The organism is Paenibacillus sp. FW104-T2 (assembly GCF_058789975.1).
Window position 1 is genome coordinate 251,322 of sequence record NZ_JBYTCE010000006.1, and the last position, 22,316, is coordinate 273,637.

Annotated in this window: 19 protein-coding genes and 1 pseudogene; 8 read left to right on the forward strand and 12 right to left on the reverse strand. The window is 46.4% G+C overall.

Features of this window, described 5'->3' with window-relative positions; translation table 11 throughout:
* Positions 1-16: 16 nt before the first annotated feature.
* The 4 genes from AC3WQ3_RS10505 to AC3WQ3_RS10520 are packed head-to-tail and all read right to left on the reverse strand — an operon-like array spanning position 17 to position 5,521.
* A complete protein-coding gene (locus AC3WQ3_RS10505; protein WP_492472219.1) occupies positions 17-1,627 on the reverse strand; it encodes an extracellular solute-binding protein in 1,611 nt (536 codons plus the stop codon).
* Complete coding sequence (locus AC3WQ3_RS10510; protein ID WP_492472220.1) at positions 1,628-2,509, reverse strand: carbohydrate ABC transporter permease; 882 nt, start codon at positions 2,507-2,509, stop codon at positions 1,628-1,630. It lies immediately after the preceding gene.
* Between the two features lie 37 nt (positions 2,510-2,546).
* The gene (locus AC3WQ3_RS10515; protein ID WP_492472221.1) at positions 2,547-3,500 is read right to left on the reverse strand and encodes an ABC transporter permease; all 954 of its coding nucleotides are present in this window, start codon (positions 3,498-3,500) and stop codon (positions 2,547-2,549) included.
* Positions 3,497-5,521: a family 10 glycosylhydrolase gene (locus AC3WQ3_RS10520; RefSeq protein WP_492472222.1), complete on the reverse strand. Its 2,025-nt coding sequence runs from the start codon at positions 5,519-5,521 to the stop codon at positions 3,497-3,499. The genes AC3WQ3_RS10515 and AC3WQ3_RS10520 overlap by 4 nt, the downstream gene beginning before the upstream one ends.
* 277 nt (positions 5,522-5,798) lie before the next feature.
* Between AC3WQ3_RS10520 and AC3WQ3_RS10525 the strand changes: the two genes are divergently transcribed.
* From AC3WQ3_RS10525 to AC3WQ3_RS10535, 3 genes are read left to right on the forward strand one after another with little or no spacing between them, the layout of a single operon-like run.
* On the forward strand, positions 5,799-6,935 hold the full coding sequence (locus AC3WQ3_RS10525; protein ID WP_492472223.1) for a GerAB/ArcD/ProY family transporter: 1,137 nt from the start codon (positions 5,799-5,801) through the stop codon (positions 6,933-6,935).
* A complete protein-coding gene (locus AC3WQ3_RS10530) occupies positions 6,892-8,394 on the forward strand; it encodes a spore germination protein (RefSeq protein ID WP_492472224.1) in 1,503 nt (500 codons plus the stop codon). Before AC3WQ3_RS10525 ends, AC3WQ3_RS10530 begins: the two co-directional genes overlap by 44 nt.
* Positions 8,391-9,554: a Ger(x)C family spore germination protein gene (locus AC3WQ3_RS10535; RefSeq protein ID WP_336781323.1), complete on the forward strand. Its 1,164-nt coding sequence runs from the start codon at positions 8,391-8,393 to the stop codon at positions 9,552-9,554. Before AC3WQ3_RS10530 ends, AC3WQ3_RS10535 begins: the two co-directional genes overlap by 4 nt.
* Before the next feature lie 609 nt (positions 9,555-10,163).
* On the opposite strand, the gene AC3WQ3_RS10540 is transcribed toward AC3WQ3_RS10535, so the two are convergent.
* A complete protein-coding gene (locus tag AC3WQ3_RS10540) occupies positions 10,164-10,526 on the reverse strand; it encodes a hypothetical protein (RefSeq protein ID WP_492472225.1) in 363 nt (120 codons plus the stop codon).
* Between the two features lie 150 nt (positions 10,527-10,676).
* On the opposite strand from AC3WQ3_RS10540, the gene AC3WQ3_RS10545 reads away from it, so the two are divergent.
* The 3 genes from AC3WQ3_RS10545 (at position 10,677) to AC3WQ3_RS10555 (ending at position 12,402) form a co-directional block, all read left to right on the forward strand.
* Positions 10,677-10,955, forward strand: a complete 279-nt coding sequence (locus AC3WQ3_RS10545; RefSeq protein WP_110755832.1) for a hypothetical protein — start codon at positions 10,677-10,679, stop codon at positions 10,953-10,955.
* 345 nt (positions 10,956-11,300) lie between these two features.
* Positions 11,301-11,843: a hypothetical protein gene (locus AC3WQ3_RS10550; protein ID WP_492472226.1), complete on the forward strand. Its 543-nt coding sequence runs from the start codon at positions 11,301-11,303 to the stop codon at positions 11,841-11,843.
* A gap of 307 nt (positions 11,844-12,150) precedes the next feature.
* Complete coding sequence (locus tag AC3WQ3_RS10555; protein WP_176476162.1) at positions 12,151-12,402, forward strand: DUF1433 domain-containing protein; 252 nt, start codon at positions 12,151-12,153, stop codon at positions 12,400-12,402.
* Between the two features lie 56 nt (positions 12,403-12,458).
* On the opposite strand, the gene AC3WQ3_RS10560 is transcribed toward AC3WQ3_RS10555, so the two are convergent.
* From AC3WQ3_RS10560 to AC3WQ3_RS10575, 4 genes are all read right to left on the reverse strand, one after another.
* Positions 12,459-12,740: a hypothetical protein gene (locus AC3WQ3_RS10560; RefSeq protein ID WP_492472227.1), complete on the reverse strand. Its 282-nt coding sequence runs from the start codon at positions 12,738-12,740 to the stop codon at positions 12,459-12,461.
* A gap of 73 nt (positions 12,741-12,813) precedes the next feature.
* Complete coding sequence (locus tag AC3WQ3_RS10565; RefSeq protein ID WP_492472228.1) at positions 12,814-13,098, reverse strand: hypothetical protein; 285 nt, start codon at positions 13,096-13,098, stop codon at positions 12,814-12,816.
* Positions 13,099-13,383: 285 nt separating this feature from the next.
* Positions 13,384-14,673, reverse strand: coding sequence for a galactokinase (locus AC3WQ3_RS10570; protein WP_492472229.1), 1,290 nt, complete (start codon positions 14,671-14,673; stop codon positions 13,384-13,386).
* 178 nt (positions 14,674-14,851) lie between these two features.
* On the reverse strand, positions 14,852-15,340 hold the full coding sequence (locus tag AC3WQ3_RS10575) for a hypothetical protein (RefSeq protein WP_492472230.1): 489 nt from the start codon (positions 15,338-15,340) through the stop codon (positions 14,852-14,854).
* Positions 15,341-15,475: 135 nt separating this feature from the next.
* On the opposite strand from AC3WQ3_RS10575, the gene AC3WQ3_RS10580 reads away from it, so the two are divergent.
* Together AC3WQ3_RS10580 and AC3WQ3_RS10585 are read left to right on the forward strand one after the other, a co-directional pair.
* On the forward strand, positions 15,476-15,700 hold the full coding sequence (locus tag AC3WQ3_RS10580; protein ID WP_492472231.1) for a hypothetical protein: 225 nt from the start codon (positions 15,476-15,478) through the stop codon (positions 15,698-15,700).
* Positions 15,701-15,727: 27 nt separating this feature from the next.
* Positions 15,728-16,444, forward strand: a complete 717-nt coding sequence (locus AC3WQ3_RS10585) for a hypothetical protein (RefSeq protein ID WP_492472232.1) — start codon at positions 15,728-15,730, stop codon at positions 16,442-16,444.
* 528 nt (positions 16,445-16,972) lie between these two features.
* Here the strand turns inward: AC3WQ3_RS10585 and AC3WQ3_RS10590 are convergent.
* From AC3WQ3_RS10590 to AC3WQ3_RS10600, 3 genes and pseudogenes are all read right to left on the reverse strand, one after another.
* Positions 16,973-18,880 carry a 3'-5' exonuclease gene (locus AC3WQ3_RS10590; RefSeq protein WP_492472233.1) on the reverse strand — a complete coding sequence of 636 codons (1,908 nt, stop codon included), beginning with the start codon at positions 18,878-18,880 and terminating at the stop codon, positions 16,973-16,975.
* A 533-nt stretch (positions 18,881-19,413) separates the two neighbouring features.
* Positions 19,414-21,861, reverse strand: a pseudogene (locus AC3WQ3_RS10595) (DEAD/DEAH box helicase family protein).
* Positions 21,845-22,171 (reverse strand): nucleoside triphosphate pyrophosphohydrolase, encoded by a 327-nt coding sequence (locus tag AC3WQ3_RS10600; protein ID WP_492472234.1) that lies wholly within the window; start codon positions 22,169-22,171, stop codon positions 21,845-21,847. The pseudogene AC3WQ3_RS10595 and the gene AC3WQ3_RS10600 overlap by 17 nt, the downstream one beginning before the upstream one ends.
* Positions 22,172-22,316 lie beyond the last annotated feature (145 nt).

A 22,316-nucleotide genomic window follows, 5' to 3' on the forward strand; every position in this document is an offset into this window, starting at 1 on the left:
CTTCTCCTTAACATCGTTATTGTTGATTAAACTGCTCATAAGCCTTGGCCATTTCCTGATAGGCCTGCTTAATGTCCGGCTGGCTGTTCAACTTGTCTACATAGGCTCTGAATTCTTCGCCACTGATCTGTCCAACAATCGTTCGGGTCAACATGGAGCTGTACTCGTCTGCATATTTGGGCCATGTCTCTCTCCAGGCCTCCGAGGTAATCACACGGTAGAAGTCGATCTTTCCAATTTCGTCGAAATTCTCGACTTCCTTGATTTTGGCGTCATTATAGGCTTTGTCTCCGGAAGCACTAATCACTTTGCCCCACTTGGCATAGGCGAGCACACCTGCCCCTTTGCTCGTTGTGTTCACTTCCTTGACCCCTTGCTCCGTCAGCACTTTCTGACCATCCTGTTCCGTATAGTGCGTACCCTCGATGCCATAGTAGGCAAAGTCCGTCATTTCCTGGGAAGCGGTCAGATCAAAATACTTCAGAAGCTGCTTCACCTTCTCTTCAGGCACCTTCTTGGAAATGTAGAATCCACCCGCGACTCCGGTCTCCAGACCGACCGCTGCGTCACCATGAGGACCTGTCAGTGACAAGTTCAGAATTTTGGCGTCAGGCTGCCCTGATTTTTTCATGGCCTGCTCCCATTCATGATCCCACCAGATTGGACGTCCATAAGAAGCCGCCCGGTTGGTCTTGAAAAGTTCTTCGGCCTGAATCTCCTTCATGACGGCATATTCCTTGGACAGCAGCCCATCGGCGTACAGTTCCCGGAACCATTCGACCATCTCCACATATTGCGGTGTTAATCCAGGGCTCATCAGCCCGCCATCGTTATCATAGGTTGGATTATATGCTCCGAATCCGGCCTGGAACATGGCAGGTGGGTTGTTGACAAATAATAGGCCAACCGTGTCCTTCTTGCCGTTGCCATCCATATCACTGTCCACGATTTTCTTCAGGGCTTCTCGATATTCCTCAAACGTCTTGGGAATCGGCAGATTCAGCTGCTTCAGCCAATCCTCCCGAATTTTCAGTCCCCCATCAACCCGGGAACGGGAGCGTGGGACGGCGTAAATACTCCCTTCCACCGACAGGTATTTGAGCGCATCCGGCGCCAGATTCTCCTTCAGGTTCGGATATTCGCTGAGATCTCCAAGGAATGGAGTCAGGTCCCAGAACGCGCCGTTCTTGATCGCGGTAATCAGCGTGGGGCGAATCTGATTCTGGTAGGCTACGACTTCTGGCAGATCACCGGAGGCAAGCAGCAAATCCAGCTTCGTATCCAGATCGCCTGAAGGCACCCATTCAATATCGAGTTTGGCGTTGGTGCGCTTCTCCCATTCGGTCCAGTATTCGTTGTTCATATCGGGAATTTCATTGTACAATCCGGCAAACATCTTGATGTCCAGCGGCTGGTCTCCACCGGATTCTCCGCTATTTGTGCTGCCTGCCGTTTCACCTGAACCACTGTTCCCCGTGCACGCCGCCAGCATGGTTACTGCCAGAAGCATGCAGAGCCATGTCGTCCATCGTTTGTTCCCCTTGTTCATTCCGCCTTCATCTCCCTTATCGTCAGATTGGTAAGCGTTTGCATTTATAAATAAAGCACGATTTAACTTCAGCTGCATTCAACCTTTGACGGAGCCAATCATGACACCTTTGGCAAAATGCTTTTGCAAAAATGGATACACGATCAGGATCGGCACCATGGCGAGTACGATCGACGCCATTCGAATGGTCTCCTGCGGCACGACGCTTTCATCACTTGCCCCAGCCTGAGCTACGGCGACGGAGTTTGAATCGATAACGAGTGTCTTGATGAGCAGCTGCAGCGTCCATTTGCTTGAATCGGATAAATAGATCAATGCATTGAAATACGCATTCCAGTGTCCTACCGCGAAAAATAATGTAAACGTGGCGATCGCTGGCATGGATAACGGAACAATAATCCGGAAAAATGCCGTGAGATCACTGCATCCATCAATCTGTGCGGCATCCTCCAGCTCCGAAGGCAGCGATTCCAGAAAGCTTTTGATCACAATCAGGCTCCAGGCATTCGTCAGTCCAGGCAAAATCATGGACCAATAGGAGTTCAGCAGTCCCAGCTCCTTCACGAGCAAGTAATTCGGAATAATCCCCGCACTGAACACCAAGGTAAAAATAACCAAGCCCATTATCCACTTATGCCCGGGCAGAGAGCGTTTGGTTAATCCATAAGCCATGGTGAAGGATACAATAATATTCAGTATGGTGCCTACAACCGTAATAAACAACGTGCTTTTAAACGCATTGATAAAACTGTTGGTTGATAAAATATACCGGTAGGATTCCAGCGACCACTTCTCCGGGAACAGATAAAACTTGAGCGGCACATACACCTTCGGATCGGTAAACGAAACGCTGAAGACATATAAGAACGGGAATATACATACCAGCGAGATCAAAGCAACCAGACTATAATTGATCCAGTCGAAGAGCGTGAGCCCTTTTTTCTGCACAACAAAGCTCATAACCTATCCTCCTTTCTGACAGACCACACCCATCGGATTAATAGATGCCTTCATGTCCAAGTCTTCTTACAATTTTGTTGGCAGCCACAATTAGGAACAATCCAACCAGTCCCTTGAACAGCCCCACGGTAACCCCAATGCTGATCTTGCCTTGCAATATCCCGTACGTATAGGAATACGTATCAAATACCTCTCCAACCGAACGAACCAACGGATTCATCATCAGCAAAATTTGTTCAAATCCCGTATCGGCCATGCTGCCGAGGCGTAGGATCAGCAAAATGATAATGGTCGGCCGGATGGCAGGCAGCGTAATATGCCAGATTTGCCGGAACCGTCCGGCTCCGTCAACAACGGCAGCTTCATACCGCTGAGGGTCCACTCCCGCCATCGCCGCGAGGAAAATGATCGTTCCCCAGCCGGCTTCCTTCCACATGCTCTGAGCCGTAAGCAGCCCCCAGAAATAATTCGGTTCCGATAGAAACGAAATCGTATCTCTGCCGCTCTGTGCAATCAGCTTGTTCACAATGCCGACGTCCGTGGAGAGCAGAAAAAACGTCATACTGGCAACGACGACCCAGGACAGAAAGTGCGGTAAGTACACAATCGACTGGTTGATGCGTTTAAACGTCTCATGCCGAATTTCGTTCAACATGAGTGCCAGCAGAATCGGCAGCGGGAAATGGAATACCAGTGCGATCAGATTAATGGCGAGCGTATTTCGCAGCATGATGTAGAAGTTGGAGCTGGCAAACAGCTCATTAAAATGCTTGAATCCCACCCATTCACTTCCCGTAAAACCGAGGAACGGATTGTAATCCTGAAAAGCCAGCAGCAATCCCCAGAGAGGTACAATCTTGAACAGCAGGAAATACAGCAGCCCCGGCAAAATAAGCAAATAAATCATTCGGTGTTTGTACATTCGTGACAAAAGGCTGCCGGATTGCAGCTTGCCCGTGGCACGGTTCACCTTCGTTATCTGGGGTTTCATTCGATTAATGTCACCTCTTTCTTCGGGACATGTTCCATTTCGATTAGAATGGCTTCATACCGCTTCAGTTCGGGTATGGTTAGTCTGACTATGTTCCCCTCGGCATGAATGGGAAGGGTCTGCGTCGAATCTAATGAATACGCCCGAACAGGTACTCCTATATCGCGAAACTCAATCGTGCGGTTATATAGCGGTATCGCTTCCATATATGTCGTTCCGTTAAAACCGGACAAGTTCAGGAGCTGGAGAAGCACATCGCCCTGTTCCGTCCGATTCAGAAATAGCTCCGTGCTGGCAGGCAGATCATTCTTTAACACGTTCTCCCCGATCAACCGGGCCAGAATATCCACCACGGCATGTTTGTGATCTTCGAAACCGTGCCTGTAATACAGAACACCCGGATTCCACGTGTAATAGGCTGCTGTACCACCGGTTGGCGGATTGGAGATTCCCAGTCCGTAACTCTCCCCCACCCGGTGTCCATACGCCCGTTCAGGCGGACCGAACGATGCAGGTTCAATATACGGCATGCAGCAATTCGTTTTGGATGGGTCAAATTTTACGTGATCAAAACTACCGCTAACCGTGATCCACTCCCGGTCCTTCAGACTGGGGAAACGATCGGCATCTGCCACTTGAAGATAAGCGGCTGGAAGCAAGTTGGTATTCCCTGTGTGCACAGCTCCGAACCAGTCTGATAATGCTTCTGCATCCTCTCTTAAGGCGTTTCCTGTAGCAAGCAGCGCTGTGCCTTGGCTGAGCAAGTTGCTCAACGTTCTCTTGGTATCGATGTGAGGCCTTTGTAAACCAGGCAGGATGACTGCTTTCACTGCGGCCAGCTTATGTGCCATGGCGGTAATCCGGTCTTCGACAATGACATCGAACAGGACATGGGCTTCTTTTAACATTTTGAACAGACCCAAATATTCAGTCCCTGCCTCTGGTGCCTTGGGTTTAATCAAAATGACTTCAGCCATGGAAGCAAGGCTTCCATAGATATGTTCATGTGCTGCATGATACCGGAAAATGTCCCGGGCTACTTCAAAATTCTTCCGATCCGGATATCCCTCGAAGGCTCCTATAATACAGAAATCGAGTCCGGACCCGCTCGCGATGTTCTGATATAGCCTTATTTCCGTCTCATGGGGCGAGACCCCGGTGAACCGATAGGTCAGATCGATGGCATTAATGCTGCAATTGCTGACTATTTTATCGTCCCAGCTGCTCACTACGGAGGCCACATTCTCTGAGGCGGAATACTGCCATAAAGGCAAGCTTCGGGTTAGCGATGTATTTGATTCCTTGCGAATGATATCAACCCTGTGCGGGTGGTAGGTGCTTATGGCTATATCCGGCCAGCGTGACTTCACCCTGTGATGAATTTTGCTCAAAATCTCTCGGGAGGTTAACTCCTGAAAATGAAGATACGCTTTATGCAATTCATGCTCCGGCCCCGTGTAGTTCAGCAGTTCAGCCCCGCAGATCTCCTGGAAACAACGCCTGCAGTTGTCACAGTAACAAGGTCCATAATGGTTGCCGCTGTAATCCCAATGCTGGTATCCGAACATATTGAAGAAAATGCCGTCCACCGGATACTTCTCAAGCACTTCTATAATTGACTCGATGGACTTCTCCTGCTGATATTCCCCATTCAGGCACGTATGCACAATCCCGTAGTAATTCACTTCCTGTCCGTTACGGTCACGATAAAACCATTCCGGATGTGCCTCAAACAGTGATTCGTGCGCCTTGCTGAAATCGAAGCGGGCAATAAATTTCATTCCGAGCGCATGGGCCTTCGATATGGCCTCCTGCAGTAAATCGGTTTGAAGATAAGGTGTGACATATTGATGCTCCAGTGCAGATGGATAAAAGGCAAAAATCCCTCCCGCATTCATCATTAGCACATTGGCTTGAAACTCCTGCATCTCCTCCATCAACAGGTCCACATTCATGTCCGCATCAATCTCGCGGAGATTGTTTTGAATCAGGCGAAGGCGGTTGGAAGACCACCAGTTCATTCGCATCATCCTCCTCTTGTCTGCGATGTACCTTAACGGTATACCTTAGGCAGCAGGCACAGTAGGGACATTTTTTGCAGATGTGAAGAAGGAAATATATGTCCGTTCTACCCGGGAAGATGTACGGCATGATGGCAAACGCTGCGGAAAGGAAGACAAAAATTGTCTGATTGCTATGCTTTTGAACGTTTTACTTCAGAAGCAGATTCAGAAGAATCAAAATCCCATATGCTGTACAAGCTAACGGAAACTTCCTTGGACGGAAAGGAGGATTCCCATGAGCCGTGAGAAGGGTGAAATCACGATATGGCTGTCCTTTTCCATCATTCTGCTCAGTGCCGGACTCGTATGTCACGTGCTGTCTATCCCGGCCATTTTGGACCAGGCTGGCAGAGACGGGTGGCTATCTGTAGTGGCTGCTGCGCCTTTTTTCATGCTTTTTCTATGTATGATGTTCGTAATCATTCGCCGGGTACGCGGACAGCGCTTGACGGACTGGATCACGCGGGAGTTCGGTGCTGTATTTTCCTGGATCTTCCGTATTTCAGCCTCTCTTCTGCTGCTCGCACTTGCCACACATACCTTATATGAGACAACGAACTGGACGGTATCCACCTATCTGCAATTCACCCCGCCCTACGTGCTCGCAGGAGTGGGCGCGTTGGTTGCGGCTTGGTCTGCTGCCAAAGGAATCCGCTCCATTGCGATGACTTCTAGCATCCTGCTCCCCTTTGTCATTCTGCTCGGGTATTTTGTAATGTCTGCCAATATGAAATACAAGGACTACGGACAGTTGTTCCCGATCATGGAATATGGTGCCGGTCCTGTCATGAAAGGCATGATCTATTCACTCGCAGGGCTGATGGAGATCTGGATCCTGATGCTGTTTCAGCACGATGTGAAAGGCAAAATTCGTTGGTGGCATATACTGCTGCTGGGATTATTCATGCTCACCATGGCGGTCGGCCCCACCCTGGGAGCTATTGTTGAATTTGGTCCGGAGGAAGCGGCCAAGCAGCGAAATACTCCTTATGAACAATGGAAACTGGTGAATATCGGAAAACTACTCCAGCACGTAGACTTCCTATCCATCTATCAGTGGCTGAGTGGTTCTTTTGCCAGAGTGGCTATCTCCATCTATCTCATTGTGGATCTGCTTGATTTTCGGAGGCCGAGAAAGAGGTACATTGCAGTACTGTTCATCACCTTCATCATGTGCTTCATAGCCGTACAGTGGTGGCGAATTGATTACGTCGACTATTATGTGAGCCACATTCAGTTTCCCGTGATGCTCACCTACGTATCCATTGTCACCGTCCTGTTGACTCTGGCCGCGCTCATACACAAAAAAGACAAGGAGGCTCCTGCCCATGCCGATCACAACCACACCCAAGAAGGACCATCAACCGGCTGAGCCCTTTCGAATCAATGAACATAGCCTGAAGACGTTTTTTGCCGGATCGGATGATGTCATCATCAGCAGTCACATGATCGGGGAGTCTCCCGTACAGATTATTGTCGTGTATTGCAGCGGTATGGTGGACAGCAAATCCATATACGATATTATTCTTCCTGAATTGTCGCGCGCTTACGAGCGTACGCACTTCCTTCGTACATCGGATATTGAGAGATCCATTACCCTTCAATGGACCCGTATGGATTTGCAGGATACGCTGGGTGCAGAACTGATGTCCCTTCGGGTATTCGAGGGGCATATGCTCATCTGCATTCCTTCCCTTCAGACGATGTGGAGCATGGATATCTCCAATATTCCTACGCGTACACCGGAAGAATCCACCACTGAGGTATCCATCCGCGGATCAAGGGATGGCTTTATCGAACGGCTATCGGTGAACATCGCCTTGATTCGTACACGTCTGCGTACAGCCGACCTGGCCTGTAACATCGAATTAGTCGGTTCACGTTCCGTGACCAAAGTGGCTCTTATGTATATCAAAAACATTGCCAACCCCGATCTGATTGACGATGTCCAGAATCGGCTGCGCAAGATTGATACGGAACGAGTCATGACCGCCAACGAGCTGGAGGAATTAATTTCTCCTTCGAAAATTACGCTTTTCCCGGTCACCCACTACACCGGCAGGCCCGACTTTGCAGCAGAATGTCTGCTGAATGGCCGCTTTATTCTCATCGTGGATGGCAATCCTAGTGTCATTATCGGTCCGGTTAATCTGTTTCTGCTTCTCAAATCTCCCGAAGATGCCAGTTTCCCCTTTTTGCCGGTGAATGTGGGCCGCATGCTGCGCTTTATCGGATTATTGGTGACCATATTCCTGCCTGGTTTCTATATCGCTCTAACTTCATTTCATATGGACCAGCTGCCCTTCCCGCTGGTTGCCACGATCTCGGTTGGGCGAATGGGGCTGCCAATGGAATCTGGCGTAGAAATGTTTCTCATCATGCTTCTGATGGAGCTGTTCCGGGAGGCAGGGGTACGGCTTCCCAGTGCCATTGGCCAGACACTAACCGTGGTTGGTGGACTGATTATCGGGGATTCAGCCATCCGCGCCGGCATGGTTTCACCACTCATGATTGTCGTCATTGCCGTCACGGTCGTCGCCGGGGCAACGATTGTGAATCAGGTGATGACCAGTTCGGTTCTGATTCTGCGCTTTTTCTGTTATGTACTTGGAGCGTCCCTTGGCATATACGGGTTCATTCTGTCCATTATCCTGTTCCTGATCTATCTGACTGATCTCAAGTCATTCGGCATTCCTTACCTGACACCACTGACGCCACTTAATTTCAAACAGGCCCTCGCTTCCCTATTCAAGCTGCCGAAGGGCTGGATGAAACGCAGACCCGTGTATCTCGAAACGCAGAAGCCACGCAAAGAAGGCAATGATCGATGAAACGGCAGATACGCCGTTGGTCGTTAGGTCTGCTCAGTCTTGCTCTGTGTTTCGTGACAAGCGGGTGCTGGAGTGCCTATGAGATCCAGCAGGTCGACTACGCCAAGGCAATCGGCGTCGATTATAAAGACGGGATGTATCACGTGTACGTGCAGACCATGGACTTTGCCAGTGTAGCCAAGAGTGAGAGCTCAACCAAAAATGAGGAACCCCCTCCCATATGGGTTGGACATGCAACTGGCAAAACATTGAACCTGGCTATAAACGAACTATTCCGGAGTGCCCAGCTCCATATTGCCTGGGGTCATGTGACAGCAATCGTTATGGCCGAGAGCATTCTGACAAGCAATCATATCAAGGGTGTGTTTGATATGCTCGGACGCTTCCCCGAATCCAGATACACAACTTGGGTGTATGGCACTCGTGAGCCTTTGGAAAATATAATGAGTGCCACGTCCATCTACAACATGTCGCCGCTGGACAGCATTCTTCACAACCCGCTTCCCAGCTTTCTGGAGGAGTCTCTTTTTCCTCCGGTGCTCAGTTTCAAGCTCATTGCCACCCATAACGATCCGTCCACAACAACCTATCTGCCATGTATTTCACTGAATAAGGAGCATTGGTCGCAGAACAAAAAGAAACATGAACTGTTTGTGATCGAGGGGGCCTTTTTCGAAAGAACCGGCAATAACTTCGAATATTTGCCCCGGCCCAAAATTCCAGGATACCACTGGCTGCTCAAGGATTTGCGGCGCGCACCACTGATTATTGAGAGAGACGGAACCACCTATGGGGTTTTAAGTGTGGGCCTGCCCAACATCAAGATTAATCCTGTCGTTCAGGGGAATGAAGTACACTTCAATATCGATGCCAAATATTTGACAGCCTTGTACGAATATCTCACTCCCATTTCCTATGATGAAATGGTTCATTTTAGCGAGAAGACGTTGCGGGATCAGATTCTGCAAACATACCGTCAGGGTCTGAAACGCGGAGTCGATATCTATGGCCTTGAGGAGAAGCTGTACCGCAAGAACCCAAGCCTGTGGCGTAAGCTGTCCAATAATGGTTCGAAGATGATCCTGACGGAGGACTCCATTCAGAACCTGAACATCAAGATTACCATTCCCTATACGGGTAAATTTCGAAGAAGAGTATAGCAAATCAGAAGCAGTAAGCCCGCTTGTTTGGTTAAAACCGAACAAGCGGGCTTATTTAATGACAGTCCGAACAGCAGGACTGGAACATTGTAATAAAGAGTATTCGTATATTGATTCAACCAGCCAAAACGGTACACCGCCGAATTCTAATTTTACACTTGTCACAACTGTGTACTGTTTAAAACTATTTCATACTCAAATAAAAAGAGTAATTCTTACTTCAAAAGAAAAAGACCTCCTAAGGAAGAGGGTCTGTAGCTTATTCTGTTTCAAGTTGATTAATCTGCATTGTACAAATAATTATGAATGCCGTCTTGTACTTTGTTGTTATGCCTCATTTCAAAATAAATAAGTACCAGTAAGACAGTTATCAGCACCAGTAAAACAGACACAATTTTTTGAAAATTTTTCATTGCCAGTCATAACCTCCGTTAAATGAGTTACTTAAATCATACATGTGTTGAACAGCACTGTGCCATGCGGTGACATGGCTTATTGTAAGTCCTGTATAAGGATATGCAGAAGCTGCCTTCCAACTGGTGCCGAGTTGAAAGCTATCTGTTGATTGAAGATTCTGTAAGAAATCTAATGTAATTACCCATTTTGATGTCACTTCTTATAATATTCCATAATCCTTAGACGAGTGGTCAGGATCAGCACCTGAGGAATGAGCACGAAAACGATATATATAATGACAATTAACCATAAATGTGCCGCAAAATTCTCCGCACCGAAAGTCGGCTGCGGACGCTCAATAAAATACCACCAGCACGGGATGGCCACTAACCAGGTCAGCCCTGTCGAGATGAACATCTCCTCAATCCCGCTCCACAGAAAACAAAATAAAGCAACAAAGAGAATGGGACCCGCCCATGATTCCAATATCGGCCCCCAGCTCTGAAAGATGAAAATAATGGCTGGATACAGCAGTGTAAAGGTCCAGCGCCAAATCGGGTTGTTATAGATGTGCATTGCCTCCTCCTTGTCTGTCGCTAAAATTCCAACTAAACTAAATTTATATTTATACCTTTTACCATAAAAGGAGATATACACCTAATGAGAATAAAGCTATTAACGGTAGTTCTTTTGCTTATTTTTACATTTGTAATAGGATGTTCGAGCATGTCCACATCAGATCAACAAAAAATGGTAGAAATCGCTACGCCTATCAGTGCCCAGTACATCAAGCAATATTACAATGCTGAATTTGTTGTAACCAGCTATGATATTGATGATCCTTCAATCCATTCGCGTCTTTACCTGTACGGTTATGTAACGGGACATGAAGATGAACGGATTACAGTTTCGTATAACTATGACAGACAGGAAGTTCTCAGTGTCGAAGGACCGGGTTGGTTTATGGATAACCGTAATCCAAAAAAGGAAGTTCCCTCATCCTAAGGAATCACTGCAATGAAATAGCTATGTTAACAAAAATCGACCCGGAGAACTCCCGGTTCTTTTTGTGTAACCGTTAGATGTAGTTCATTTGTAATAATTACCTCTTATTCAAATAAATTAATTATAAATCAAGATGCGTACACCGAAAACAAAGGTCAGAAAAAATAAGCTAAAAGTCTGCAATTGAGGCAATCGAAGGACCATCACCAATGGATTAATGTAGGCTGTTGTTACCAGAACTTTTGGGGATATGGGTAATTTCAGGAAAGAATTTCTGCGGAAAAGGCATGATTCGATATATGTTGGCTCATACTACCTTCAGGAAAAAATTGAAGGAGTGACAACATGAGCTTGAAAAGCATCATTGCAGTCGGTGCAATCCTGACCTGTTCATCTTTACTATGGGGATGCGGGAATAACGGGAATAGTGCAAACCAGGCATCACAGCAAAATGAACCAGAGGTTCAAGTTGAAAGCTGGAATGACCCCAAGCGACTTGAGGCTTCTCATCTTGAGGCTCTGGAGCGTATGGAGAAAGATCATATCCACCGAATGGTCTCATTGAGTGCACATACCGATGGGGATCAGGTGATGACCACACTCGAACGATCCAGTCAAAAGCTTGAGGAAATGAGACCACTTGCTGAAATGCTTCAGCATGAAGGGCACCCCGCATTGCTGCAGCGAATTCAGGACATGTCAGGTGATATCGAAGGATCCAAATCAGCACTGACCGAGATGAAAAAGAACCCTGGAGACGGTAAGGTCAAAATCCAGTCTTCCAAAACCGATGCTTTGCATCATATCAGCAGTTTCCGTGAATATCACCAGTTTATGCAAGGGCAAGTGCAACCTCTCGAACAGAAACACCCGCAAGGGTCACACTAAAATAAAGTTAACTCAGAGAACCGCTAACCATTGGAATGCTCCATTCTGGTGATTTGTGGTTCTCTCTTTTTCACTAATTAATTCCAAATATAATTGTAATATGTTATATATAAAGGGGTTGCATCGTTATTTTAATGAAAAAGAAGAGCTGTATTAGTATTAAATAGAAAATTTAAACTCCTTTTTTAGAAAGTAACAACATCCTACTCAATTAATAGTAGCAAGGAGTACTCAAGTGAACATGCCCATAAAAAAATATTTTACTTTTTCTTTCTTATTCATATGCATCTTTTTATTTTCTGGATGTATGTCTAACGAACAAAAGGAAACTTTAGAGAAAGCCCAGCAAGTGAGTCTCGCCTATCTTAAGGAGAACTATGGTGTGGATGTAGAGTTCACAGATCACAAATTCCTTCCCGCTGACCTGAGTCATAATGTGAGTTTGAGCGGACATGTAAAGAATAATAAAAATACGGAGATTACAATTCTCGTCAATTATGATACTTTTGAAGTGCAGAATGCGATTGTTCCCAAAGAGATTCTTGATCAGAAGAAGTAGAATCCAAATACATCTATACATACAACCTGACCCGCCGCTGCCATAACTTCAAAACACTACTCCTCTTCGCTCGCACCCAGATACGTTATGAACGCTGCCAGGGCGATGACCACGTAAATGTTAATCCATACTTTGGCCGCACCATAGGTTATATTGAAGAACCCCAGATACATAAAATCTTCACCCTGTTCAACCGATTGGAATACAAGCAATAAACACAGTAATATGCAGTACACCACAACCGTTAGTGCGCTGATTCTCAGTCTTCTTCCTTCATCCATTCGAAAGATCAGCAGAGCACTGAATAGAATGGCAACAAAAAAAACGGCAAATAACATAAGTACCTCCCTTGTCTCTTGATGTCAATCTTTTGCTCTCCTACACAAGGTAATTACCCTCTATGCTTCAATCTCATTCCAACCACAGCGACACCCATATGAACATGCTAAATAACAGTACTGGCGTAAGTGCCCCCGTCGCTAAAATAACCCACAGTGTTACCGGTTTTACATTTTGGAAGTAGGTGTCGAACTTATGCATTCGTCCTTTTCGCCATTTGGCAAACTTGAGCTGTCTGATCATTCGGTTCAGGACTCTTTGCCGCTGCTCGCCGTCCTCTATATCTTCCAGTTCACGCCTCAACTCTTCATATAATTGTTCCTCTTCAAGCTCTGCTGCCACTGTGGTTGTAGTCATCCTTCATACCCTCCCCTTGTCAAAACCTACTGAAATAGTCCTCTGTTACATGTTAAATACCATCCAAGCATCGTCCCGCCATTTCTAACCCTCTACCTAATCAACACATAAACCACCTCAAAGTTTAGACTTTAGTCGAAATTAAAATAAACCAAAAAGCCCGGGCAGGCCCGGACTTGGTTGAACATTATTTTTTCTTCTGATTCGTTTATTCAAGTTCCACAATCATTTATATTTGAAGCGTTACACGTTATCCATAAATTTAATGCAAGAATGACTTTACGCTTAGCCGATCAATTCATTCAGACACACTGCACCCTGTGCACGCACGTTCACGACAATAATTGGTGTTTCTAGCATGCCGTGCATCCAGGACATATACTCATCGACTTTGTCGTTTGGAAGGATAGTGAGGATTACCCCTGCGAATCCACCACCGTGGATACGGCAGGCACCATCGCCCAGGTTTTGCAGATAGTTTTCGGTCAGGGCAAGCGCAATCCCAATCTCCTGCTCCTTCACAGAACCACTCTGATATACATTCTGGAGCCACTTCCAGGACGAGTTCCCTGACGCTGTAATCAAATTCAGGAAGTCCGCAAAACGTCCATCCCGCAGCGCCTGCACCTGGCCATCTACCCGGTTATTCTCCTCCAGGAAATGAAGTGCACGCAGCACCGCACGATCTCCCGCAGCTTCACGTACCTGCTTGAGGTTCGCGTAGATATTCTCGGCTGTAATCTCCCGAACATACTCTTGGCCCAGCGCCTGAGCAACCGCTCTCATCTCATACGGCACGGCAGCGTAATCTTCGGTCAGATCGGCGTGGTTTCCGCCTGTATTTACAATCACCAGGGAGTAGCCATTCTGTTGGAAATCCCATTGCACAGGTTCAATGACTGGCTCAGCCGGGTTCGCAAAATCAATTGCAATCAGACCACCATAAGCACAAGCCATCTGATCCAGCAGACCGGAAGGTTTATTCCAATATTGGTTTTCCGCATACTGACCAATCTTGGACATCACCACAACATCCAGCGTACCTTCGTTGTAGAAATGATTCAGAATTGTACAGATCAGCATCTCGAAGGAAGCCGACGAGCTTAGACCCGATGCCGAGAACACGTTACTGGAGATGTAGGCCTGGAAGCCGCCCACCTTGTATCCAAACTCTCCGAATCCCGCAGCCATACCGCGAATCAACGCCGTCGTACCGTCGTCTTCTGCCTTCGGCGTCAGATCTGTGAGATCGATTACATATTTCTTGTCATAACCTTCCGAATAAAAGGTAATTACGAATTCCGCGGTTGGTGCCGCCACTGCAATCGTATCCAGTGTAATGCTGCCTGCCAGTACCTTGCCATGGTTATGGTCCGTATGGTTACCACCAATCTCACTGCGTCCTGCGGCGCTAAACAATTTGCTGCCCTCTTGTACACCAAAGTACTCTTCAAAAGTAGCATTCAGCTTCGTGTAACGTGCAGTCTGTTCCTCGACCTGCTGCTGTCCGTACATTTGAGCAAGCAATGCTTGGCCTTCTGCGGACTGGATCAGTTGTAATGGTTGTGTCGTCATCTCTACTCCTCCTATGGGTATGTAGCGTTTATTTATGCTGTGGGTGAAGAATGTTTTGCCTTTGGTTTCTTAGCCATATTCCTCTCCCATTATCTCAGCTTCGCTCCTGAAAAGGTAGGGCAGAATTGAAAGTTTGTAAACGTTTTATGAAATGTATTGGATGTGTCATGCAATAGGGTTAATCTTTTGTATTTTCAACAGGTTCAACTTCAATCTGATCAACGATGAACTCGTTCTTGGCCTCGTCATATGTGTAGGTCACATTAAAATCACATACATATGTGGGAGATATCCCAACAGATCCGGGAAGATTTAATTTAATTTTCTGATTCTCCAGCCTATAGATTGTTACTCCGCCAAACCCAAGCTCATTTTGTTCGTAATCTGGAGCTGGATCGAAATCATAATTGAAGTTATAGACTTGTCCTTGTACTTCTGCTGCAATCGCTAACGTACCATCCCCGTTCTTCTTAACATGCGATTCAATGTAATTCGCTACAATGTCTTCGTAACTCTGTACTCTAATTTCGGAGAAATCATCGGCGTTCACGACATGAATATCATAATTATTTAATCCGGTTCCTCGTCCAGTTTGGATAATTACTACAGCTTCTTCCTTACCGTCCCCCGTAAGATCCGTATAGTGCACCTGCGGGTCCGTTCCCATATCTCCAAGATAGTACCAATCAAAGTCTTTGATATCCTATTTTGAATCAAAATGCAACCTATCAGCGCAAGAAATACGAGCGAGCCGCCGCCAAATTCAGAAAATACTACGTTAATACAGAGGAGGAAGGAGCCAATGAGCAACGACCCCGGCCAAGACCTGAAACCCCTATTTCAGAGAGTTGAACCCTCGGGCACCGCCCTTCAAAATCGAATCATGAACAGTATTGAAGAAAGAACATTTAAAAAGGAGCAATTTTTCGTGAAATATAAAGTAAGTCTTCTTCTCATAGCAGGTATGCTGCTGACCGCCTCGACCGGATTTGCTGCCGTTAAATACCAATCCTTAACCAATGACTAGGGGAAGGTTCTCTTTGAAGAAAAGCCGATGTCCACTTCCACTGGCCCCGAACGTACCGAAGACGAAAAAAAGCGGATTTCCAGAATGAATGATATTTGGGTAAACGACATCAAACCAGGTGAAGCTGCGATCATCTATGTCGTGCCAAACAATCCAAATCACGTCCTTGATCTCAAAGCGAATTCACATATCGTAAAGGATTTTGCTGAATTAAAAAAAATGTTACATGTACCCGGTATGCCCATTTCCAAGGAACTCTCTGGCTCAACCACATATACATTCCAAAAGGCAAGCGTGCATATGGAGCACGCAACTGATCTGAATAGGCTCTCCGAAGAGGAAAAAGCGGAAATCGCCAAGAAGCTGCTAGGTGAAGCCCAAGCTGCTGGCAAAGATTATGCTCTGATGCCAGTGGGCTTTACGGATGATTTCTGGTTATCGTTCCTAACCTATACCAGCGGCAAGAATGAAATTACACTAAGTATTCTAAACAGAAAGGATACGGGAACGGTCACAGCCTCCTATGACGATAGACTGAACAATACCAGCCACAAAATAAAAATACACGGACAGGACGTGATTCAGAGAACCTATACAGGTGATTCCTTCGAGTTAATATGGACCTATGAGGAACCTGAAACTAAATATGTGTATCACTATACCCTAAGATCCGGCAAAGGGAAGGTCTCCTCAAAAGAGCTGATCCAGATCGCCAAAACGATCATTCCAGGATCGAAAGGTTGAGCATCCCTGGCTCGTTGTCCTAAGTGTAAAAGGCTTATCCGCTTCGTCAAGATGAAGCGAGATAAGCCTTTTGTTCTAACTATATCTATCGAATGAAGGAGAACTCCACTTTAGATTATTGCGATTCTTCTTTTACCAGAAATATAGTATATCTACATAATTTTTCCCAAGAAAGGATGTCCAATGGGTTTGTTTGCATGTATTCTTGAATGACATTCTTTTTTAATTCCATACTAACTGGATGGTTATGTGAAAAATGATGTGAAAATGTGGGTCTCCCTCTCATTCTATCTCCCCTCTCTTAAAATTAAATCTGCAAGCGGACCGGGAGATTTTATAAAAAACGGAAGAGTGAGGAGGAAGTTAATTCACAGTGACTTCGCATATTTATAGATATTTATAATGAAAAAGCTGCTTTGAACTCAGGCCATCTGAATTCGAAGCAGCTTGTCTAGGTTTATTACTTCCCTTTCGTAACACCACCCAGATATTTTGCACCCATTCCTACCATGAGAATTTACACTTTCCTTACATCCGTACTATCTGCTTTTTTGTTCGTTGCTGCTGTACCTCATCCAAATACTGCGTGAATCTGGATTCTCCAGAGTAGCTTAGGAATAGCCATTCCAGCGCTCTAGTCATTCCAATGTAGAAGCGGGACACTTCCCGTTCATCCACTTCATCTGTTTTCCCCATCTTACGTGGCATCGTTTCAATAGCAATAATAAACACAGCTCTGAAATCCAGCCCCTTAGCGCTGTCGATGGTTAACATTTTAATGCTATCCTCTTCGCGATCAAAACTCTTCTTACTCTGTTCATCTCTGGTCACCCAATTATACGGAAGACTGTTATCGTTTAGAGCTTGCTCCATTTCACCAATAATGTTGATTCCTTGACGTTCCTGTACCCTATACAGGATTGCAATATCCTTCAGAGCAAACGATTTTTCTCGGCGCAGATAGTCAATCGACTTGGCTACGAACGCCATCTCCGCCTTCGTGCTTTGGCTTTGATAGATCAGAGGCTCTGGTCCTTTTCGTTTTGTGAACTGAGGCGGTATAATCTCGATTCCGTCTGCCGCAGTGCTAATGACTTTGTGCTGTAAATTGGAGTGTTCCTTGTAAAAATCCCATGCAAATTGAACGATCTGTGCCGTGTTCCTGTAATTGATTGTCAGAATTTTAGACCGGCCACGGAAGTCCAATCCCGTATCTTGAGCCAAACTGTTTTTTCGTTTAAAAATCGTTTGTGCCCGATCCTCCACAAGCAAGAGGGACTGCGTCTCTTCATTGAGACAGGCACTCACCAACTTCAACCAATCCGGTTCGAAATCCTGACCCTCGTCAATCAATATGGCATCATATTTTGGTAACTCTTGTATGCCCTTCTCTATCTTCTCCAGCAAGGCTGGCAACTTCATGTCCATAATCCGAAATTGCTTGCCGAGCCACGAATGGAACGTGCTCACCTGAATATTGGATCCAAGCGTAGAATCCCCATCATTATCTACAAAATCAAATAAATCCTCCGGCTCTTCCATCTTCTGCACAATGGCCTGTCTCAAGTATTGGGATAAGGTTGATCCATAACAAAGAACAAGAATATCCCAGTCTGGATTGGCCTTCGCCAGCATCCGCGCCCGACTGACAAGCACCAGCGTTTTACCACTCCCTGCAACGCCGCGGATTAAGCGGTGCTTATCTCCAACCTGCTTCGCCATCTTTTCCTGATGCAGATCCATCGTCTTGATATTGTGCAAGGATAACAGTAGCTGGTCCTGATGAGGCACGATTTCTTTGCGCTCCGCGCTAATCCGCACTTCGGGGAACAGATGGTAACGAATTGCTTGTATATCGTCATGGGTCAAGCTATATCGGTTCCGGGTAGGCACCGTAAACATATGCAGAAGCTTCTCAATCAGAATTTCTTCCGAGAAATCCTCATCCTCCGGATTGATCTCTTCTCTGGTCAGCACAAACACCGGATCAATAACACTGTATAAATCCATATGTAAAAATTCCTTTTGCTTCAACCGGGTGAAAACAACACCATACCCATAATTGAATTTTAAATATCCTGGGGTTCCCTCTTTAATCAGATTCTTATCCTTCTTCAATTGATCCGCTATGAGGAATGCGTAACCTCTTGCTTGCTTCAATGGACTCGGTTCAGTGATCGTCTCACCTGCAATGCTGTGTATAATCCATTCATCCCGATTCACCTGATGCAATGTTCCTTTGGTAAAATCCTTCACTTCAAGGACAAGCAAGCCCAGATCTGGCCCGATAATAACGAAATCCGGTCGCCTTCCGCGAATATCAGGTTCATAGTACACGATGTAGTCTTCAGGGAGATGTTTCTTTAAAGTCTCAAACAATAATCTTTCTCCTGCAGTCGCTTTCTTGGGAATAACCTCTGGTACTGTATTTGCCATGCTAATCGCTCCTAGTCAAATCTATAATTACTATAAGTATATTATTCAATATAAAACCACAATTTTCCACAATAATTTTTATATATGAATCTTTCCTCGAAACAGTATTCGTTGCAAACAAATCTATCGGGCGCTAAAGCAAAAAAGAGTGACTACGAAGTTCAGAATCACTCTTTTGTTAAAAATGGGAAACTAAACTCATTTCCAGTTTGTTATATACCAATAAGTACCAATTCCTAATTAAGGTTTGTAATTCTGTTGAGTATAGATGTGAATGAAATAAGGAAAGGTTGATTTTTATGAAAAAATTAATCACCAAGTTAACCTCTGTACTGGGTTACGGACTTTTAATTGCTCTTTTTATTTTTTTCTTGTAGCATTAATTGTTATTATAATTCTTGCTATCTATGAATTTAAAAACTAGATCGATAAGCTAATTAATCGTTATTGATCGATCAAAAACAGTTAAAGGTGCAACAAAGCAGAGTCTTACCAGCTTCGGTGCACCTTATATTTAAAATATATCCTATTCTTTATCGTAAGAGATTCCCTCGCTCAAAATGCGCATGCAGCCGATACAGACAGATCTCCTTCGTCCAACGATATAACACTGCCCGTTCCTCTGCATCTTGCACCTGTACATCGAGCGAGAACACGCCTTCCTCGAACCGCGTCATACTGCCCTTCGCGCCGCTCCACTTGGACATCGGCATATCCGCGATTAACTGTACAATCTGGCTTCTCGTCTTCTCATTCCATTCCCAGAGCGCAAGCTTGTCTTTGTCCGAAAAGTCCTTGCGCTTCCGGTACTCCTTCTCCGTCAGATACGTGTGGAAAAATTCTCCCATCTCGCCCGGCTTGATCGGCTCCATCCAATGTGCTTCGCCTCGCTCCAGCATGTACAGCAGCACGATCATTTTGTAGCTCTTGTTCATAAGCGTCTTCTCCACATCCCGCAGCCACGCCCCCTGCCGAATATAGATCTCTCCCTCAACCGGAGATAACATCTCCGCCCAATGGCGGAAACCCACATAGGAGCCAAATTCGCTCCGATACCCGATGCTTTTCGATTGACCCATCAGGTGCAATTCCAGATAAGTCGGAATACGTCCTAGTTCTCGTTTCACATCCAGAAAATCCTGATGCAGCTTCTCACGGCGCGGTAGCCGCTTACGGCTGAGCTCCTGAAGCAGATCCACTACGCGGGTTTCCAGATGAATGCCGCAGTTGTCCGGAACTTCCGGCACAGCTTTATCCCTTCCTTTTCCAGGTCCCTCCGGCTCCTCGCGCACCTCCAGCAGACTCAGCTTCACATCCGCATTCCGGTAATTTCCGATCAGGTCGATAATGACACAATGCGATTTGCCTTCCGCCAGCCGCAGACCGCGCCCCACCTGCTGGGTAAACACCGTAAGTGATTCAGTTGGGCGCACGAAGAGCAGCGTATCCACACTTGGAATATCCGTTCCTTCATTGAACAGATCCACCGTCAGCACAATCTCGAGTTCACCCGCATCAAGCTGCCGGATCGCTTCCTCACGGGACATCTCCGACGTGCGGGAATGTAGGCTGAGCACCTTCACCCCCTGACTGCGAAAATACGCTGCCAAATAGTCTGCCTGCCGGATCGACGAGCAAAAGCCAATCGTTCGTGTCTGTTTATGCCGCATCCAGGCTGAATAGATGTTCTCCACATGTTCCTCATGTAGCTGAGCCGCCATAAGCTGCTCTTCATCATACTTCGTTCCAATCCAGCGAATTTGCGAATAATCCGTGTCATCGAATACACCGTAATATTGGAATGGAGCAAGCCATCCTCGCCGGATCGCATCAATAAAATGTATCTGGTAGGCCACGTTCCCATCACAGAGCGCATATACGTCTTTGCCATCTAGCCGATCCGGAGTAGCCGTAATGCCCAGCAGAAATTCAGGTTGAAAATGCTCAATGACCGACATATACGTCTTCGCTGCCGCATGATGAAATTCATCTACCACGATCAGATCAAAAGCATCCGCCGCAAACCCATCCCGGTGCTTCTGCATACTCAGCGTAAAGATTGAAGCATACACACAATCCGCTGCTCCATCCTTATACTACCCGTTGTAGATACCGTGGCTGCGCTCTGGCATAATCCGCTGAAAAGACTTCTTCGCCTGAAACAAAATCTCTTCCCGGTGCGCTACAAACAGGACCCGCTCGAACCGCTGGGCGAAGAAGCCCGCCAGGTACGTTTTGCCCAGCCCTGTTGCCATGACGACCATTGCCTTGTCATACTCTTCCTCCATCGTTCCATGGAGTGCCTCAAGTGCATCAAGCTGCGCAAAGCGCGGTTGGATTGGTACAAGCGACGGCTCGGTAACTTCTTCCTCATTCTCCTCTTGCAGTCCTGTGTCCAATTCCGCTTCTTCCATCTCCATGATTCGCTGGATCATCTCCGGGTTCTTCTGGTGATACTTTCGGTACTCTTCTTCATACAGCGCAATTGAATCGGGGTTCACCGGCAATGTCGTCTCATGATAGAAGCTCTGCATGAACTTGTCCAAAGCCATCTGGAACGTATATGGTTCTGCCTCTGCATTCATTGCGAGATTCCATTCATAACCGGTCTTCAGCGCCGTAAATGAAAAGTTCGACGAACCAACAATCAGCAGTCCTTCCCCGTTGTCATGATCGAACAGATACGCTTTCGGGTGAAAAGAAGTCCCCATACTTCGCCATAGCCGCGCTTCAATTCGTGGATCAACAGCACACAGCGCCCGCAAAGCTTCTGGCTGGGTGATATACAAGTAGTCACCCGCAAGCATACGTACCTCGGCCCCGCGTTCTGCCGCCCGCTTCAAGTGCGGTGCCAGCAGCTTGACTCCAGATTGCATAATAAACGACGTCATAATATAAATCCCGGACGCATGCTGCATCCGGGTAATGAGTTCATCTGCCAGGTTATCTGTAATGAGTTTAACATTAAGCTTCGTCGACATCGACCAGATACACCCGCTCCTGGAATCCGCCACGCGCCTCAGCCTTGTCCGCCCGAAGCTTATCCAACTGAGCCGCATTCGCTCCATGCACCTCTGCCAGCGCCCGGATCACTTCAAGCATGTCAGCCAGTTCTTCCAAAGCTTCCTGATCGTTCGCTGCACTTATGTACTCATCCGACTCTTCTTGCAGCTTCGTTCTTAGTTCTTGCTTATACTCTTCCGGGTCCAGAATGCGTGTGCGGCATTCCTTACCGCTAGATGTGATGATATGCGGAATCTTGTCCCGCACCAATTTGTTGTATGTAGGCATATGGTATAACATCCTTTCTGCTGTGAGAGCCTTCGAGCCTCGCGCCAGAATCTCCCTTTTTGCCATTATACCATTTGCTATGGGGAGGGATGGGTTGATTTATAGTGGGTAAACATTAAATACACCCAAGGACAAAATATAGAAT